Here is a 14,062-nt window from a genome sequence, read left to right as displayed (position 1 = left end):
AAAAACAATAGCAGTTACATCAAAAATCAAAAATAAAAACAAGCACTTAACTTCAAATTCCATCGATTTTGGTAACTCAGGGTTTTCCCTGTAATTGCGTTACAGACCAGCGTTACCACTGAATTCGTAACGAAGTTACATCCGTCACCCGCTCTGACTCACCGCCAAAAACTGCCTGTGGATAACTTTGGGCAAAAAAAAAGAGCAAGTTCATCCTTATCCACATCAGATCGAGACTTGGAAAACTTGTACCCAAATCAGAGACTGACCGTACCTGTCTTCAGACACATACTTTGTGTTTTTCTAAGCAATTGATCTGAAAAAAGATTTTCGAGTTATCCACAGCAAGCCGCGATGCTTACTATTACTACTAATTAAAAATAGAACTTCTAAGGAATAACAACAGCGCGAAAAAATTCGCGCAAAAGAGCGAACCATCCCCACCCATGACGTGTTTTTCAGAATCTTCCGCTGGCGCTGCTCCGGCCTTGCCTGTTCACATATACAGTGCACTTTAGAAGAAAAAGCTGTTTGATAAGTTATTAACATCAAAATTTATAGCAACAAGTCTTTATTTCACTTGCTTTTAAAACTGAAAACTGAGTTACATCAGAGTGCATATGCACTTGTGGATAGAGCGCATGTAAAACCAGAGATATCCACAAAAATTCAAAAAATTTGGAAGTTATCCATGTAGGCAGGACATCAGCAACAGGGCATGGCCCACATCTTTCACTGGCTGACAAGTGCTTGATATCAGTATCCAAAGTGAAGTTATCCACAGATGGAGCACTTGCTTACTACTACCTACTATCCTTATAAAAAATGAAAAAGAACAACCAAAGGAAGAAGACAGGAAGAAAAGATCGCACATGTCTACAGCATGCAAATGCTTGTCAGGCATTGAAAAGATTTCTTCAGCAGGATGAATGCCTCAGGCAGAGCAGTCAGCAGGCGGAAAGTGCAGACATACATTGAAAAACCTCTGTCGGTCAGAAGTTATTCTTTCTCCAAATGTTATACACAGGAAGTTATTCACAGCAGTGCATAGCTCGGGTGCTGGCGTGCAAGCCTGAAATGCCCCATCGTTCAAAAAAATTCAATGCTTCGCTAAGTGCTTCTAAGCACAGGTGAAAGCGCTGTTTTCAATGTTTCGAAAACAATTTTTCAGCCTTATCAGGCGCGCAGGCTTACGCCTCCAGGGCAGATCGCTATCAATTCCAAGCGTTTTTACGCGGCAGCCTGCGCTGTGGTGTGCTGGGCGCATTGCTCAGCATGGCTGCGGATCGGCGCTGCGCTGCCTGAATCAGTGGAGCAATCAGCTGGGCCTCTGGCAGGTTGTGCCAGTACCTGCGAGGCATTTCCTTGCGCATGGCTGCCACTTTGAGACGGGCTGGATTGAAAATGTGCGCGTAGTAAGTGAGCCATAAGGCTTCTCCTGCGTCTGCAGGGGGGGCATCACATGCCTGTGCACCAGGCCCCCAGCTTAAAACGCCTGGGCGGCCTCTGAGAGGCTGTAGCGCATGGTCTTGGTTGACGCCCTGCCCTGCCAGTTGCGTGACATCTGCAGCCTGGGGCCACCAGCGCAGGCAGCACTGTGGGGTCAGGATGCTCCAGCGCATATGGGTGAAGCGCTTCACAAAGAAAGGTGCGGCTGCCTGCACGATGTGGTGCTCAGGTTCAAACCAGGCCACATGCAGCGGCCCCGTGCCGTCTTCCGGGCTGTCCGGGATATCCACCGGGCGGAAACGCACAAAGGCATGCATCTTGTGCACTTCTCTGCGCACAGCCTTGGCCCATAGCTGCAACTGCACACGGTCTGGATCCAGCGGGTCATGGCGCAAGGCAGCATGGTGCTGCATGCGCCAGAACATGCGGTAGAGCACGCCAAAGCGCTCAGGGGCGCTGTTGAGCAAGGCGTGCTCGGCCAGCGTCATCCAGGCCCTGGGAACGGTTACGACCATATCCGGTGCTGCAGGCAGATCCTGCAGCTGGGTCGCGTGTTGGGGAGCGGCAAAGAGATCAGGGTGGTATTGCTGACCCGACTCAGTCAGCCAGGTGACATGCTCTGGCGGCACCTGCTGTGCCCAGAGCCAGCGGGCCATGCTGCGCCAGGAGGCCAGATCACTGCCATCACCGGGCAAGACGATGCTGTGGCGCTGCATGGCTCAGAACAGGCTGGCCTGCACGGGCTGCGGGGCCATGGGCTGCACCAGCTTGGCCGCCAGCATGGGGTCATCCAGGCTGCGCCCGGGCTGCCATCCCACACATTCCACAAAGGGCAGGATTTTGCCCAGCGGCACTTTGAGCTGGTTCAGGTCATGGCGGTGCAGCATGCGCCAGCGGCGAGCAGCCAGCAGCTTGTCCACCGACTTCACACCGAGTCCGGGCACGCGCAGCAGCATCTCACGTGGTGCCGTATTCAGGTTGACCGGAAAACGCTCGCGGTGCGCCAGCGCCCAGGCCAGCTTGGGGTCGTGCTCCAGTGACAGCATGCGCTTGCCGTGCTCGCCCACAGGCACGATTTCCTGTGCTTCAAAGCCGTAAAAGCGCATCAGCCAGTCGGCTTGGTAGAGGCGGTGTTCACGCACCAGTGGCGGTGCGATCAAGGGCAAATCGGCGCTGGCATCCGGAATCGGGCTGAAGGCCGAGTAATACACCCGGCGCAGCCCATAGCCGGTGTAGAGCCTGGCGCTGGTCAGGATGATGTCGCCGTCGTCAGCGCCATCAGCGCCCACAATCATCTGCGTGCTCTGGCCACCGGGCGCAAAGGCCTTGGGTTTGGCGGCTTGTGTGCGCAGCGAACGCGGCATGGAAGTCACCGAGGTTCTGGCGGTTTCCTTGCGCTCGGCCTTGGAGCTAGCAATGTGTTCGTGCAGCTGCCCCATGGCCTGGTGGATGGTGGCGCTGTCTTTTTCGGGCGCAAGCTGGTTCAGGCCCTGCACCGTGGGCAGCTCGATATTGATGCTCAGGCGGTCGGCATACAAGCCCGCCTCTGCCAGCAAGACTGGGTCTGCATCGGGAATGGTTTTGAGGTGGATATAGCCCTTGAAGCCATGCTCCAGGCGCAGGCTGCGCGCTACGCCAACCAGTTGCTCCATGGTGTAGTCAGGGCTGCGGATGATGCCGCTGGACAGAAACAGTCCTTCGATGCAGTTGCGCCGGTAAAAGTCCAGTGTCAGATCCACCACTTCCTTGACCGTAAAACGTGCCCGCGGGATGTTGGATGTGACGCGGTTGACGCAGTACTTGCAGTCGTAGATGCAGAAGTTGGTCAGCAGGATTTTGAGTAGGGACACGCAGCGCCCATCAGGCGTGTAGCTGTGGCAGATGCCCATGCTGGTGGTCGAGCCTATGCCGCCTGCCGTGGCATTGCGCTTGGCGCTGCCGCTGGAGGCGCACGATGCGTCGTATTTGGCCGCATCCGCAAGGATCGCGAGTTTGTTTTGCAGTTCCACTGTATGAATATACAGCACTGGGCAAGCCATTACTTTGGGCGAGGAAAACAGCTTTTGAGCCTGTTTGGGCTGCTGCTTTGGTATTTTGAGTGTTTTTGGCCTTCAAGCCAGATGCAGCAAGCGCTGGCAGCTATGAATTTTTCAGCATAAAAAAACTCCCTGCCCATTCCTTGCGAAACAGACAGGGAGCTCCCTTGGTGCTCTTTAGAGCCACGGCTGCCGTCCAGACAGCCATGGGCAGGTGCAGATGATTTAGAAGCTGTGTGACACGCCCATATCCATGGCGCGCACGTGCTTTTCACCATCGGTTTTCTTCACGCCGCCGGTGACATACAGGTGGGTGCGCTTGCTCAGGTGATGCAGATAGCCCAGACCGATGTGCTGGGTCTTGATGCTGTCTGCGGCAGGAGTGATCTGGCGGCGGTCCAGGTTGTATTTGGCACGCACGGAACCTGCTGCACCTACTGGCACAGCCACACCCAGGTCATAGGTGGTGCGCTTGCCATCGGGCTCACCGTTTTCGCCACCGTCCACGACCATGCCGTTGCCCTTGCCGTCGTTGTGCGCCACGGTCAGGAAGGTCTTGGCCACGCCAAAGTCATAAGTGGCAGAACCGCCGTAGGCCTTGTCCTTGTTGGCACGCTGCATGTAGCCCAGCGACGAAGCCAGGTTGCCGTTCTTGTACAGCACAGTCACGCCAAAGGGGTTCTTGGCGCGTGCTGTGGCGGTGTCGCCATGGTTCTTCAGTGTGGCGCCTTCGGCAAACGCTGCACCGACGATGGCCTGGAAGCCATACATCTCGGGCGTGAAGTACATCACGCCGTTGTTCCACTTTTCATCGGCACCGGCACGGCGGTTGCCGCGGCCACCCACGTAGTCACCACCAAAGGCGTCAGGATCGGCGGCGATGTCCAGTGTGTTGTCCGAGCGCCCCATGCGCACGACACCAAAGTCACCGCTCAGGCCCAGCACGGAGATGTCGTTGAAGAAGTGCTGTTTGTCCTTGGCTTCGCCGGTGGAGGCATCGAAGCGGTGTTCCATCTTGAAGAAGGCCTTCAGGCCGCCACCCAGATCTTCCTGGCCCTTGAAGCCCAGGGCGCTGTAGGTGCCGGAGTCCATCTTGGTGGTGGACTTGCCCAGGGCTTTTTCGCTGCTCTGAAATTGCAGACCCAGATCCACACGGCCATACATGGTCACGTCGGATTGGGCGAATGCGGAGGCTGCAGACAGCGCGGCTGTAGCCGTCAAAGCGCAGACCAGGGTGTTACGAGCAAAGTTTTGCATGAGATTCAATCAAGCCACCGCTGTTTTTGGCCACAGCGGCGCCAGACCTGTACAGGCCTGCATGTGTGCTTGAGGGTGGAAATTCAGTTCAAAAAAAGAGGCCTTTTCAAGCACTCTGTGCAGAGCTTGAAAAGGCCCGGGGTGCCAAATCAGACGCAGCCGGTTTGAGCAACTGCGCCTGTATGCGGCATTACTGCTTCAGCTTGTAGGCGATGACGTAGTCACCTGCCTTGGTGCCGATGGAGCCGTGGCCACCTGCGACCAGTACCACCATCTGCTCACCCTTGCTGTTCAGATAAGTCATAGGAGTGGCCTGACCGCCAGCGGGCAGACGTGCATCCCACAGGACCTTGCCAGTAGCAACGTCGTAAGCGCGGAAGTTGTTGTCCACAGCAGCGCCCAGGAAGGCTACGCCAGTCTTGGTCATCAGAGGACCACCGATACCGGGCACGCCCATGTTGATTGGCAGTGGGATGGGCGACAGGTCGCGGATCGTGCCGTTGCGGTGCTGGTAGGCAATCTTGCCGGTGCGCAGGTCAGCTGCGGCCACGGTACCCCATGGTGGAGTCTGGCAAGGTACGCCCATCGGCGAGAGGAAGGGGTGCATCTTGACGGCATAACCAGCGCCTTCGTTGGCGTTGATACCTTGCTCGCCCAGGTTCATCACGGTGTCGCCAGACAACGCTTCGCGAGGAATCAGTGTCGAGACGAATGCCAGATATGTAGGCATGCCGAACATCACCTGACGCTCTGGGTCCACAGCGACGGAGCCCCAGTTAAACACGCCAAAGTTGCCGGGATACACGAGGGTGCCTTGCAGCGAAGGTGCGGTGTAGCGGCCTTCGTAGCGCAGTTGCTTGAACTGGATACGGCACATCATCTGGTCGATCAAGCTGGCGCCCCACATGTCCTTTTCGGTCAGTGCAGGTGGCTCAAAGCTCAGGGCCGAGAAGGGCTGTGTAGGCACAGTGTGTTCGCCAGGAACGTCGGTACCCTGAGGGGCAGGACGTTCACCCACAGCGTGGATAGGCGTGCCATCGCGGCGGTCCAGCACGTAGACGTCACCTTGCTTGGTAGGCAGCACCAGCGCAGGTGTGCGGCCCTTTTCCAGGTCCAGGTCGAGCAGCACAGGTTGCGAAGCCAGGTCCATGTCCCACAGGTCGTGGTGCACGGTCTGCTGGTGCCACTTGAGCTTGCCGGTCTTGATGTCCAGCGCTACGACTGCAGCGGTGTACTTTTCTTCGTCTTCGTTACGGTACTGACCCAGCTGGTCAGGCACACGGTTACCCAGGGGTACGTAGACCAGACCCAGTTCAGCGTCGGCCGAGAACACGGTCCAGCTGTTAGGCGAAGAAGCCTTGTATACCTGATCAGGATTTGCGGGGTCGAAGGGTTCGGTTGCATCTGCATTGCCCGAGTCCCAGTTCCACAGCAGCTTGCCGGTGTGCACGTCGTATGCACGGATCACGCCCGAAGGAGATTCCACCGCATAGTTGTCGTTCACCGAGTGGCCGATGATCAGGATGTCACCCACGATCACAGGAGGCGATGTGGGGTTCAGGTAGCCAGGCTGCTTGGCAGGCATGTTGTGCAGCAGATCGATGGCACCCTTGTCACCGAAGTCTTCACACACAGCACCTGTTTCGGCGTCCAGCGCGTACAGCTTGGAGTTCGAAGAAGGCAGGAAGATGCGGTTCTTGCAGTGTGCAGCGTTCTTGGCAGCAGTGGCCTGTGCCACAGGCGCTTCCAGTGCAGCAGCAGGTTGTTCGCCAGCCACCTCAACCACGGCAGCTGCCACGGGAGTGACATCAGCACCGCGGTAGAAGGACACGCCACGGCAGGTCTGGTGCTGACGGTTCGATTCCAGGCCAGCCTGGGGGTCAAAACGCCATTTTTCAGCGCCAGTGTCTGCATCCAGAGCGATGGCCAGGCTGTGCGGTGTGCACAGATACAGGGTGTCACCGATCTTGATGGGGGTGGCCTGGTAAGTGGTCTCACCCACGTCGCCAGGGCCCTTCATGTCGCCAGTGCGGATCTGCCAGGCCACGTCCAGCTTGTTGACGTTTTCAGGCGTGATCTGCGACAGCTTGGAATAGCGTTGACCGTGGTGGCTACCTGCGTAGGCTTCCCAGTCGCCTTCAGCCTGTGCTGTGTCACCCGTCTTGGCATCAGGGTTGACCACTTCCATGGACAGCTTGCCATCGGTCTCATGCTGCAGATTGAATGGAATACCGATGATGGCCACCACTGCCGACAGCAGCGATGTAGCCAGCACAGGCTTGCCAGACGCAAAAGGCTGAGAGCCGCTGACGTCGCGACGCGAAGCGGGGATAGCCAGCACAAAGCCGATGATGGCAGGCAGACCCAGACGGGTTGCCAGAGGCCACCAGTGCAGGCCGGATTCCCACAGGGACCAGATCAGCAGCACCACCAACCAGGCGGCGTACAGAGGCAGTGCCCAGCGTGTGCGCTTGATGAAACCGAATGCGGTTGCCAGCACCGCCAGACCGCTGAGGAAGTAGAAGGGACTGCCGCCCAGAGCGAGCAGGTAGGCGCCACCAAAGGTCAGTGGCAGGCCGAGAATGGCCAGAAGAACAAGGCTCAGAACACGCATGGTGTGTACCCCTTGTCAGAGAAATGAATGACGCTTGCCATGGTTGATATATGGTTTTTTATGGATAAGAGCCCACGCAAAAGCCGCTGTTTCTGGCGCAGATGGAAGTTCTTTTTCCGATCTGCAGAAACAGCGGCCTTGCATGGACAAACGTCATCATATTTGCCGGCATCACTCCTTGTCGGCTCGCGCTGGAGCTTTGAGTAAGCACTAACAGTTTCATCAATTTCTGTTCTTACCGAAACAAAAAAATGATTTGTGTTGATATGGGGTTAACCCTGATTTTTTTTGTCGACGATTCGTTTTTCCTTGTTATAAATCCATTTTGCAAAAAGGGGTGTCATCACGCGTGAAATCTGCGCCCGGAGTGCATGCAACGCTTATGCATTGCGCTTTTCAAGGCTGAATGGGGGCAGTCCTTTGAGCAATTGCGTGCCATAGCTGGTGGCGACCAGACGTCGGTCATAGCAGTACACATGGGCCTGATCCTCTTCGGTTCGGATGGCGCGCCCTACCCACTGCGCCAGGCGGATGGCGGTGGCGGGCACGACCAGTTCATTGAACGGATTGCGGCCACTGCTGCGCAGCCATTCCGCACGTGCCTCGCCCACGGGGTCATCTGGCGGTGCAAACGGCAGCTTGGTGATGAACAGCGATTCGCACAGTGCGCCCGGCAGATCCAGACCTTCACCAAAGGACTGCATGCCAAAGATGATGGACGGCAGTCCCTGCTCCACACGCTGGCGGTGCTCGGCCAGCAGCACGGCGCGTGGCATGGCGGTCTGCACCAGTACCTGGTTGCGCATGGACGATGGCAGTGCATCCACGGCCAGGCGCATCTGTTCGCGGGAGGTAAACAGCACCAGTGCACCGGCTTCAACATGGCTGATGTCGTGCATCAGCCGCTCGACCATTTCACGCGTGAATGCCGCAGCCTCGCGTGGGTCTGTGCGGGTCTGGTGGGCAATCAGCGTGCCCTGGGCGGCATAGTCAAAGGGGCTGGCCACTTCCAGGGTCTGTACAGCGGCATCGTTGTGCAATCCCGCTTCACGCAGAAAGAAGTCAAAGCTGCCGCAGCTGGTGAGGGTGGCGCTGGTCAGCACGGCGCCGCGCACCTGGCTCCACAGATGGTGGCGCAGCGTGGCTCCGGGCAGGATGGGGCTGGCATGGCCCTTGACGACGATGTAGTCGCCCTCGACTTCCAGCGTGAACCACTTGGCATTGGGCACGGTTTCCGTGCCGTCTTCACGTACCTCGGGCTGCTGGCTCAGCAGCTGGGCGCAGTCATGCACGGCTTCCAGGCGTGGCGCCAGTGTGCCGACCTGGGCGTACAGCTGTGACAGGCGCTGGGCTTCATCGGGCTTGTCCTTGATCTCGGCCTTGAGCCCCTTGGCAATGGCGCGCAGCACGTCCAGAAAGCCGCTGGCGTGGTGCATGACCTGGGCCAGCGGCTCCAGCAGGGGCGCTGGCAGATCACCACGCGGCACGCGCACCCGCGCTGGCCCCCAGCTGTCTTTCTGACCCTTGAGTTGCTCGCCATAGACCTCCATGACGAGGCGGGCCAGCTCAGTCAGATGCTCGCGCAGACCGCTGCTGTAGCCCGCCAGATCGGCAATTTCGTCCAGATCGAGCAGCTGGCCCACGCGCAGTGCACGGCTGGCCAGCTTATCAATCCACTGCAGGCGGCTCATGTCCATCTCGCAGGCAAATTGCGACAGGGCTGTCTGCGGCAGGTGGTGGGCTTCGTCGAGGATGAGCAGGCTGTCATTCAGGTCTGGCAGCAGGCGTGCGCCCAGGCTGGAAAGCAGCAAATCATGATTGGCAACAATGACTTGCGCGGCCACCATCTCCTTGCGGCGCTCGTAATACGTGCAGTCATTGAACACCGGGCAGTGCTTGCCGGTGCAGGAGCTGCCTTCTGCAGCCACGGGGCTCCAGGCTTCCGCTTCCGGTGGGTTGGGCAGGCTGTCGCGGTCGCCATTCCACTCTCCGGCTGCCAGCGCATCGGCCATGGAGGCATAGAACTGCATGCGCGCTTCTTTTTCTGCCTGTGGGCGTGCACGGCGCTGCTCGGCGGCTTCTTCGGCAAACAAGTCGTCCACTTCCTCGCTGTTTTCACCTGAGCTGGCCAGGCGCTCGAGCTTGAGCTTGCAGACAAAGCGGCCACGCCCCTTGGCCAGCGCAAATTTGAAAGGCATGGGCATCTGCTGGGCCAGGGCTGGCAGATCCTTGTTGACCAGTTGCTCCTGCAAAGCCACCGTGGCCGTGGAAATCAGCACCCGTGTGCCGCGCATCAAGGCCATGGCAATTGCGGGTGCGGAATACGCCAGTGACTTGCCCACGCCCGTGCCTGCCTGCACTACGGCAATCGATTTTTGAGGCTCTGGAGCCCCGTCTTCCTGCTTGCCCAGCTGTGCGGCAGCCAGCGTCTGTGCCACCTGGGCAGCCATTTTTCGCTGACCTTCGCGAACGCGAAACCCCGGGATGGAGGCAACCACAGCATCAAAGGATTCCAGGGCCAGCTCGGCCCATTTTTCTTGGCTCATAACGGGGAAATCAGGCAGCAGTCTGCGTCTCAGACGGCTGAAAAATTGTTTTCAATACACAGAAGCAGCATGTCATCCATTGTTTTATTTATCTTCCGCAGACCGTAGTCACCATGAGTTGCTGAAAAATACAGCACAAACAGACGGTGATTCATTGGTCTGAAAACGATTTTTCATGGAGACACAATGCTGTGGAAAATTCATTATAGGTTGTGGATTTTTTTGCTGTGTAGCTGCGGTTTCGTGCCGCTATCTTGTGGTCAATACTGTGAGAAATGTTGTGGAAATAGGATGTGATTGTTGGATGAGATGATTGAAAAATCTTTTTCAATCATCTATCAACCATCCACAAGTCTGGATACAGACATGCTGTGGATAAGCTGGAGCTTTTGCGTTTTCATGCATGTGAAGTTATCCAGAATTTTTCAAAGAAAGTTATCCACAGTCAGTGTGTAAGATGTAAAGCCCATGCCTGCATCTGGATGGTGTACACATGGCTTCAAGATCCTGAAGCCAGGCTTGCTGAGCAAGCCGTAGCTGTGAGAAAAAAATAACAATGCACCAGGAAAGCATTCTGTAAAGGAATATGAAGCCGCTCAGTGGCTTTTGTGTACGCGTCACCAAGAGGAGCTTTTATTGTAATTTTTATTACTCGATGCATCCTGTGAGATTCATGTTTGTATAAAAAAATATGGATCTGGCAAGGCGTTGCTTCCGGCGTGATGAGTTTTTGGTCCAAATCTGCCGCAAACATGGGCTGTCTGCGTGTGATACATGGTGCTCAGGGGCTGGCGCTACACTGCGGGGCTGCTTTTTGACGCTACGTAGCACAGACGTTTATGCACTCCACTTTTGGCTGGCTGGATGCCCTGGTTCTGGGACTGATCCAGGGACTGACAGAGTTTTTGCCCATCTCCTCCAGCGCACACCTGCGCATTCTTGGCCCCCTGCTGCCCGGTGGCTCTGACCCCGGCGCCGCGTTCACGGCCATCACGCAGCTGGGCACAGAGCTGGCGGTGCTGATTTATTTCCGCAAGGATGTGATGCGCATGCTCACTGCCTGGTTTGCCAGCCTGCCGGTCATTGGCAGCCGTAAGCCTGGTGAGGCTTTGCACCCGGATGCCAAGCTGGCCTGGCTGGTGATCCTGGGCACCATCCCCATCTGCGTATTGGGTCTGCTCTTACGCGACTGGATTGAAACCACCTTCCGCACACTGGCGCTGACTGCTGTCATGCTGATCGTCTTTGGCCTGATTCTGGGCTGGGCGGAAAAGCGTGGTGCACAGACGCGTCAGATTGGTCATCTGGGCTGGAAGGACGGCATCTTGCTGGGCTTTGCCCAGGCCATGGCGCTGATTCCCGGGGTGTCGCGCTCGGGTGGCACGATTACTGCAGGCCTGCTGCTGGGCATGACGCGTGAGGCGGCTGCACGCTTTTCCTTCCTGCTGGCCATTCCTGCGGTGCTGCTGTCTGGTTTCTATATGCTGTTTTTCAAGCGTGAGCCCATGACAGGCGAGCAGTGGGGGATGACACTGGCTGCAACAGCTGTGGCTTTTGTCGTAGGCTATGCTGTCATCGTATGGTTCATGCGCCTCATCTCCAGCAAGGGCTTTGGCGTATTCGTGATTTACCGAGTGCTGTTAGGTTTTGCCATCCTGGCTGGCCTGTACTTCGGGCTTATCCATTAACCTGGAACTGTTTGTCATACATAGAGCGAGTTTGAAAGGACGCTCAACACACCATGGAAATTCCTATACTTATCGCCCTCATCATGTTGAACGGCGTTTTCGCCATGTCTGAAATCGCGCTGGTCACAGCACGCAAGGCAAGGCTACAGAAGCTGATTGATGAGGGCGATACCGCCGCAGCTGCAGCGCTCAAGCTCGGCGAAGACCCTACGCGCTTTCTCTCCACCATTCAGATTGGCATCACCTCCATTGGTGTGCTCAGCGGTATTTTTGGTGAGGCCGCTCTGGCTGGTCCCTTCTCCGACTGGCTGGAAACCTTTGGCCTGAGCATGGCTGCCGCAGATACGCTGTCCATGATCATCGTGGTGGTGGTGGTTACCTATCTGTCGATCGTGGTGGGTGAACTGGTACCCAAGCGTCTGGGCCAGGCCAATCCGGAAATGATTGCCCGCCTGGTGGCTCGCCCCATCAACTTCCTGGCCAAGGTCACCAAGCCCTTTGTGCTGCTGCTCACAGTCTCCACGCAAGGCCTGCTGAAGCTGCTGGGCGTGAAGGAGAGCAAGGAAGCCACCGTCACCGAAGATGAAATCCACGCCGTTCTGGCAGAAGGCACCAGCTCCGGCGCCATCGAGCAGAGCGAGCACACCATGGTGTGCAACGTGTTCCGTCTGGATGACCGTCAGATTTCGTCGCTGATGGTGCCGCGCTCCGATGTGGTGTGTCTGGACGTCAGCGCCAGCTACGAAGAGCAGCTGGCCACCATTGAGGAATATGACCACCAGCGCTTCCCCGTGGTGGACGGCAGCCTGGAAGACATGATTGGTGTGATCACGGCCCGCCAGTGGATGATGCTGGCGCTCAACGGTCAGCGTGATCTGCGCCATGCAGGCGATGCGCTGGAAAAGCCGCTGTACATTCCGGAAACCATTACCGGCATGGAGCTGCTGGAAAACTTCAAGAACACCGGCGCACGCATGGCCTTTGTGATTGATGAATACGGCGCGGTGCAGGGTCTGGTGACGCTGCATGACTTGATGGAAGCCATTACCGGTGAATTCGTGAGCGAAGACCCGAGCGATGCCTGGGCCATCCAGCGTGAAGACGGCAGCTGGCTGCTGGACGGTCATATTCCAATCGTCGAACTGAAGGACCGCCTGGGCCTGAAGCACGTCCCTGAGGAAGAAAAGGGCCGCTACCAGACACTCAGCGGCATGATGATGCTGCTGACCGGCAAGCTGCCCTCGGTGACTGACAAGGTGGTCTGGGACTCCTGGCAGTTTGAAGTGGTCGATATGGACGGCAAGATCATTGACAAGATCCAGGCCACCCGACTGCCAGACCCCACCGTGGTCAATGTGCAGACGGAAGACTGACGCAGTCTTTAGGCACAGCGTAAAAAGAAAGCAGCCGCAAGGCTGCTTTTTTTGTGCCTGCTTCAGGCCTGTGGCTGCAGTGCAGCCCTGAGTGCTGGCAGCACCATCTCGCGCAGCAGGGGCGCAAAGTACTCGTCCATGGGAGCATCGATGGGCCACCACTGCATGGCTTCAATTTCCGCAGCAATCTGCACATCAGGCGTGTGTGCCAGCGATGCGTAAAACACCTGGGCCTGTACCTGGGTGTTGGCTTCATTGGCGGCGCGGTGGCTGAACTGGCCCAGCGCCTGCCATGGGGTGCAGGAGGCATCCCACTGCAGTTCTTCGAGCAGCTCGCGCTGCAGTGCCTGTGGGGCTGTTTCTGCACCGTCGATCTTGCCGCCGGGCAGCATCCAGATTCGGCTGCCGCGCTTGCGCACGACCAGCAGCTGGTGCTGTGGATTGAGCAGACAGCCTGTAGCGAGGAACAAGGTGTTCATGGGAAGGCCGAAGGTTTAGCGCATACGCCTGTCACCATAGGCACACCAGCCGGGCTTGGGGCCTTTCTTGGGGTGCAGACGGCAGGTTTCCGGGCGCTTTTCGTAGACCGTGCAGCGGCGTGTCTGTGCATCCAGAAAATTGCAGTCGCCGCTGGCGCGGCGGGCCATGGTGAAGATATTGTGCTTGGGGTTGTAGTGGTCGATCAGCTTGGCCTTGAGCAGGCGCTTGGCGATCAGCTTGTGGTCCACATGGTCGACTTCAAACGGGTCCACCAGACCCAGGCGCACCAGATCGGACAGCTGCACTTCCAGCGGCATGGTGCAGCAGTTGGCCCCGCAGGTGTCACACATGCCGGGTTTGTATTTGCTCCAGGTTTCGAGACGGTCCACGTCTACGATGCGGATGGCGGGTTTCATCAGAAATGCAAAGCAGCCAGGGTGTGGGTGCTCATAAAAAAAGATAGCTTCTTGCGCTTGTTTGACAAGGGTTTTCAATATAAATGCCTTGAAATTCAAGGAATATCAAGCGCTGAAAGCTATGGTTTTGAAAGTGTGAGGTGGGTGTGGCAGGGCCACGCGGCAGCGCACTATAGCGAGCGATGCAGTCGCTGGTGCAGCGC

9 protein-coding genes are annotated in these 14,062 nt (G+C 57.2%); 2 read left to right on the top strand and 7 right to left on the bottom strand.

What is annotated here, in order from left to right; genetic code table 11:
- Window positions 1–1,214: 1,214 nt before the first annotated feature.
- From F7P80_RS09640 to dinG, 5 genes are all read right to left on the bottom strand, one after another.
- Window positions 1,215–2,165: a TIGR03915 family putative DNA repair protein gene (locus F7P80_RS09640; protein ID WP_054067884.1), complete on the bottom strand. Its 951-nt coding sequence runs from the start codon at window positions 2,163–2,165 to the stop codon at window positions 1,215–1,217.
- 3 nt (window positions 2,166–2,168) lie between these two features.
- Window positions 2,169–3,458 carry a putative DNA modification/repair radical SAM protein gene (locus F7P80_RS09635; protein ID WP_151044348.1) on the bottom strand — a complete coding sequence of 430 codons (1,290 nt, stop codon included), beginning with the start codon at window positions 3,456–3,458 and terminating at the stop codon, window positions 2,169–2,171.
- A gap of 252 nt (window positions 3,459–3,710) precedes the next feature.
- Window positions 3,711–4,742, bottom strand: coding sequence for a porin (locus F7P80_RS09630; protein ID WP_151044345.1), 1,032 nt, complete (start codon window positions 4,740–4,742; stop codon window positions 3,711–3,713).
- A gap of 190 nt (window positions 4,743–4,932) precedes the next feature.
- Window positions 4,933–7,356, bottom strand: a complete 2,424-nt coding sequence (locus tag F7P80_RS09625) for a glucose/quinate/shikimate family membrane-bound PQQ-dependent dehydrogenase (RefSeq protein ID WP_054064975.1) — start codon at window positions 7,354–7,356, stop codon at window positions 4,933–4,935.
- Between the two features lie 380 nt (window positions 7,357–7,736).
- Window positions 7,737–9,902, bottom strand: a complete 2,166-nt coding sequence (gene dinG, locus F7P80_RS09620; protein ID WP_080025178.1) for an ATP-dependent DNA helicase DinG — start codon at window positions 9,900–9,902, stop codon at window positions 7,737–7,739.
- Between the two features lie 839 nt (window positions 9,903–10,741).
- On the opposite strand from dinG, the gene F7P80_RS09615 reads away from it, so the two are divergent.
- Entirely contained in the window at window positions 10,742–11,590 is an 849-nt protein-coding gene (locus tag F7P80_RS09615; RefSeq protein WP_151044343.1) for an undecaprenyl-diphosphate phosphatase, read from the top strand.
- 53 nt (window positions 11,591–11,643) lie between these two features.
- Window positions 11,644–12,963 carry a hemolysin family protein gene (locus tag F7P80_RS09610; protein ID WP_151044341.1) on the top strand — a complete coding sequence of 440 codons (1,320 nt, stop codon included), beginning with the start codon at window positions 11,644–11,646 and terminating at the stop codon, window positions 12,961–12,963.
- A 62-nt stretch (window positions 12,964–13,025) separates the two neighbouring features.
- Here F7P80_RS09610 and F7P80_RS09605 read toward each other — a convergent pair whose 3' ends face one another.
- Window positions 13,026–13,442: an NUDIX hydrolase gene (locus F7P80_RS09605; protein ID WP_054067151.1), complete on the bottom strand. Its 417-nt coding sequence runs from the start codon at window positions 13,440–13,442 to the stop codon at window positions 13,026–13,028.
- A 15-nt stretch (window positions 13,443–13,457) separates the two neighbouring features.
- Window positions 13,458–13,859, bottom strand: coding sequence for a YkgJ family cysteine cluster protein (locus F7P80_RS09600; RefSeq protein ID WP_054067160.1), 402 nt, complete (start codon window positions 13,857–13,859; stop codon window positions 13,458–13,460).
- Between the last annotated feature and the right edge of the window lie 203 nt (window positions 13,860–14,062).

It is taken from the genome of Comamonas kerstersii, from assembly GCF_008801935.1.
In the GTDB taxonomy this organism is placed as follows: Bacteria; Pseudomonadota; Gammaproteobacteria; order Burkholderiales; family Burkholderiaceae_C; genus Comamonas; species Comamonas kerstersii.
Note: the sequence above shows the minus strand (reverse complement) of the source record. Positions and strands in the feature narration are given on the sequence as shown.